Source organism: Streptomyces sp. NPDC002044 (assembly GCF_040296725.1).
Lineage (GTDB): Bacteria > Actinomycetota > Actinomycetes > Streptomycetales > Streptomycetaceae > Streptomyces > Streptomyces antarcticus.
On record NZ_JBEOXU010000270.1, the window covers coordinates 1 to 4,202 of the forward strand.

Here is a 4,202-nt window from a genome sequence, read left to right on the forward strand (position 1 = left end):
CGTTGGGCTTGTTCGGTGAGTGCTTGGGGTGTTTTGGCGGAGAGCAGCCAGGAGATGACCGGCGGGGTGGCGGCGGGTTCGGCGGGTTGGGGGGCCGGGTCTTCCGCTGGTGCTTCTTCGAGGATGACGTGGGCGTTCGTGCCGCTGAACCCGAACGACGAGACACCGGCACGCCGCAGCTCATTTCGCGGCTGCCAGGACTGGTTTTCGGTGAGCAGCGAGACCGCTCCGGACGTCCAGTCGACTTCGGTGGTGGGCTCGTCGATGTGGAGGGTGCGGGGGAGCAGGCCGTGGTGCATGGCCTGGACCATTTTGATGATGCCGGCGACACCCGCTGCGGCTTGGGTGTGGCCGATGTTGGATTTGACGGATCCGAGCCAGAGGGGTGTGTCGCGGTTCTGGCCGTAGGTGGCGAGGAGAGCTTGGGCTTCGATGGGGTCACCGAGCCGGGTGCCGGTTCCGTGCGCTTCGACGGCGTCGACCTGGTGGGAACGAAGGCCGGAGTCGATGAGTGCGTCACGGATGACGCGCTGCTGTGACGGACCGTTGGGCGCGGTGAGTCCGTTGGAGGCGCCGTCCTGATTGACGGCGGAGCCCCGGATGACCGCGAGGACGGGGTGCCCGTTGCGGCGGGCGTCGGACAGCCGCTCGACGAGAAGCATTCCGGCGCCCTCGGCCCAGCCGGTGCCGTCCGCGGAGTCCGAGAACGCCTTGCACCGCCCGTCGGAGGACAGTCCCTGTTGCCGGCTGAAGTCGATGAACGGCGCAGGACTCGCCATGACGGTCACACCGCCGACCAGGGCCAGCGAACATTCGGATCGGCGCAGCGTCTGTACAGCGAGGTGGAGGGCGACGAGAGAGGAGGAGCAGGCGGTGTCGATGGTGACCGCCGGACCTTCCAGCCCCAGTGTGTAAGCGAGCCGGCCGGACGCGATGCTGCCCGAGTTGCCGGTACCGAGATAGCCCTCGACGACATCGGGGATCTTGGGCAGACGGGAGACGTAGTCGTGGTACATCACTCCGACGAACACACCGGTTCGGCTCCCCTGGAGGGAGCCCGCGGGGATGCCCGAGCGTTCCACCGCCTCCCAAGCCGTTTCCAGGAGCAGGCGCTGCTGAGGATCCATCGCCAGAGCCTCGCGCGGCGATATGCCGAAGAAGGCCGCATCGAAGTCGGCCGCTTCGTACAGGAAGCCGCCCTGATGGGTATCGCTGCTACCGGCCTTGCCCGTGCTCAGCGCGTCCAGGTCCCAGCCGCGGTTGAGCGGGAACCCGCCGATGGCGTCCACACCCTCGGAGGCCACCTGCCACAGCTCCTCCGGGCTGCTGATGCCGCCGGGATAGCGGCAGGCCATGCCGACGACCGCGATCGGCTCATGGTTCCGCTCCTCGACGGACCGCAGCTGGTGCCGCGCCTCGCGCAGCTCGTTGGTCAACCGCTTGAGATACTGGAGCGTCTTTTCGTCGTTCACCGTGCGTCGTCCCCGTCCGAGAAGCCGAACTCTTCGTCGATGATTCCGAACATGTCCTCGAGATTCGCGTCGGCGAGTTCATCGCCGGTGCTCTCGCTCGTGCCGGTGTCCTCCCACAGGCTGAGCAGCATGCGTAGGCGGTTCTTGATCTGAACGCTGTTGGTGTCCGTCGGCCCCATGTCCGCGAGCGTGGACTCCAGTCGATCGAGCTCGGCGAAGACGGCGTCGGCAGTGGCCGGCTCGTCGTCGGGCAGCAAGCGGGAGGTCAAATGGTCGTACAGGGCGGCGGGGGTGGGGTGGTCGAAGACCAGGGTCGCGGGCAGCCGCAGCCCGGTGGCGCTGTCGAGGGCCCCCCGGAACTCGACGGCCATCAACGAGTCGAAGCCGAGATCGGTGAAGGGCTTGTCCATGGAGATCGCTTCCTGGGATCCGTGACCCATCACCATCGCCATTCGGCTGCGGATGACGTCTGTGAGCCGGTCGCGCCGCTCGTGCGCAGGCAGCCCCCGCAGCACTTCGGCGAGTGGCACGTTCGCGGCGGCGGCGCTCGCCCGTGCCGGTGTACGGACCAGGTTCCGTAAGACGGGCGTGAGCGTTTGCTCGGCCGCCCGGCGTTGCAGGGCCGCCTTGTTCAGCGGGAGGGGCGCGATGAACGGGCCGCCCGCCGCCAGTGCCGCGTCGAACAGCGCGGTGCCGTCGTCCTGGTTGATCAACCCGATTCCAGTACCCGCCAGTCTGTCCCTGTCCGTCTCGCGTCGTGCGCCGGCCATGCCGGTGTTCCACATGCCCCACGCGAGACTGATACCGGGAAGGCCCGAGGCTGTCCGGTGGTGCGCCAGGGCGTCGAGATACGCGTTGGCGGCCGCATAGTTGGCTTGGCCCGGAGATCCGAGGGTCGCCGCGGCCGAGGAGAACATGACGAACGCCGTGACGTTGTGGCGTGCGGTCAGGGAGTGAAGGAGCCAAGCGGCGGTGGCCTTGGGCGAGAACGTCCGCTCCAGCCGCTCACGGCTCTGGCCACTGAGGGTCGCGTCGTCGAGCACGCCCGCGCAGTGGACGATGACGAGCGGAACATCGGTCGGAATCAGGGCGACGGCCCGGGCGATCTGCTCAGGATCGGTCAGATCGCACGCTACCTGGGTGGCGATCCCTTCCGCGCCGGTCGGATCCACAGCGTCGCCGTTTCTGCTGAGCAGACGCAGATCACGGACACCGTGTTCATGCACGAGATGGCGGGCGATGATCGTTCCCACCGCGCCCGAGGCTCCGGTGAGGAGAACCGTCGCGTCCGCCCAGTCGGGACCTTCATGGCTGCCGGTCGCCGGCACGAGACGCGGGACGTGCGCGTCCCCCCGGCGCAGCGCGAGCTGCGGTTCACCGGTGGACAGTACGTCGGACAAGGCGTTCCAGGACGCTTCGTCATCGTCGGTGTCCACGAGCACGAGCCGTCCTGGAAGCTCGGCCTGTGCCGCGCGGGCCAGCCCCCAGATCGCCGCACCCGACGGGGCGGGGACCGTGTCGCCGCACGCGACACCGTTCGTCGTGACGACCACCAGGACCTGTTCGGATGACCAGGCCCGTACGTGTTCGAGTACCGCCGCGGAAGCGGCCAGCGCGGCAGCGGCGTCCGGCGACTGGCCGTGGTCGGCCCGGAGGATGACGTGCGTGGCGCCTTCCTGATCGGAAGCACCGTGCATCGCCAGGATCAGGCCGTCAGACTTTCGGGAGGCCGGGAGAGGAAGCCAGGACATCTCGTACAGCGAACGCGGCGCAGCACCGGCGATCTGCTCACGCGAGACCGCGCGCATCACCAGGCGCTCGACCGTCGCGACCGGATCTCCCGCCGCGTCGGCGACGTGCAGGCTGATCGCATCCGTACCGGCGGGTGAGAGCCGGGCGCGCAGCACCGGGGAACCGGTCGCATGCAGGGTGACGCCGTGCCAGGAGAACGGGAGCCGTGCCGGGCCCTCCTCGCCGCAAAGCCGTCCCGCACCGACCCCGTGGAGCACGGAGTCCAGGAGACCGGGATGCATTCCGAAACCATCGGCGTCCGCACCGTCTGGCAGCCCGACCTCTACGAAGACGTCCTCGCCGGCCTTCCACGCCGACCGCAGTCCTTGGAAGAACGGACCGTAGTCGAGCCCCGCCGCCGCGAACTCCTCGTAGATGGCGTCCAACGCGACCGGTACGGAGTCCGTCGGCGGCCAGGTCTTCAAGGGGCGGCCGGTGGCATGGGCCGTACCGAGCGTGGCCGTCGCGTTCCGATGCCACTCGGAGTCGTCCCCGTCGAGCTGCGAATGGACGGCCACCGTCCGGCGGCCCGTGTCATCAGGTGCCGCCACGGCGAGCTGAATCCGGACCGCACCGGTCTCCGGCAGCACCAGCGGGCGCTCCAGCGTGAGTTCGTCGAAGGACTGCAGCCCGGTGAGCTGAGCGGCGTGCAGGAGCAGTTCGACGAACCCTGTGGCAGGGAAGAGGACCTTGCCCATCACCGCGTGGTCGGCGAGCCAGGGCTGAGACACCAGCGACAGCTTGCCCTCGAGGACGGCCGCGTCACTGTCCGCCAGCCGCACCACGGAGGTCAGCAGCGGGTGCCTGGAGGAATCACCGCGGCTCAGTGTCGCCCTCTCACGGGGCCAGTAGTGGTGGTGTTGGAAGGGGTAGGTGGGGAGGGGTGTGGTGTGGGGGTTGGTGTGTTGGTAGTAGGTGTTCCAGTTGGGGTTGGTGCCT

2 protein-coding genes are annotated in these 4,202 nt (G+C 68.6%); both read right to left on the bottom strand.

The genetic code is table 11. From position 1 onward, the window contains the following. Positions 1 to 1,472 (bottom strand): type I polyketide synthase (locus ABT106_RS31255; protein WP_351284249.1); only part of this gene is annotated, 1,472 nt, incomplete at its 3' end. Further along, positions 1,469 to 4,090 carry a type I polyketide synthase gene (locus tag ABT106_RS31260; RefSeq protein ID WP_351284252.1) on the bottom strand — a complete coding sequence of 874 codons (2,622 nt, stop codon included), beginning with the start codon at positions 4,088 to 4,090 and terminating at the stop codon, positions 1,469 to 1,471. The genes ABT106_RS31260 and ABT106_RS31255, both read right to left, overlap by 4 nt. Positions 4,091 to 4,202: the final 112 nt, after the last annotated feature.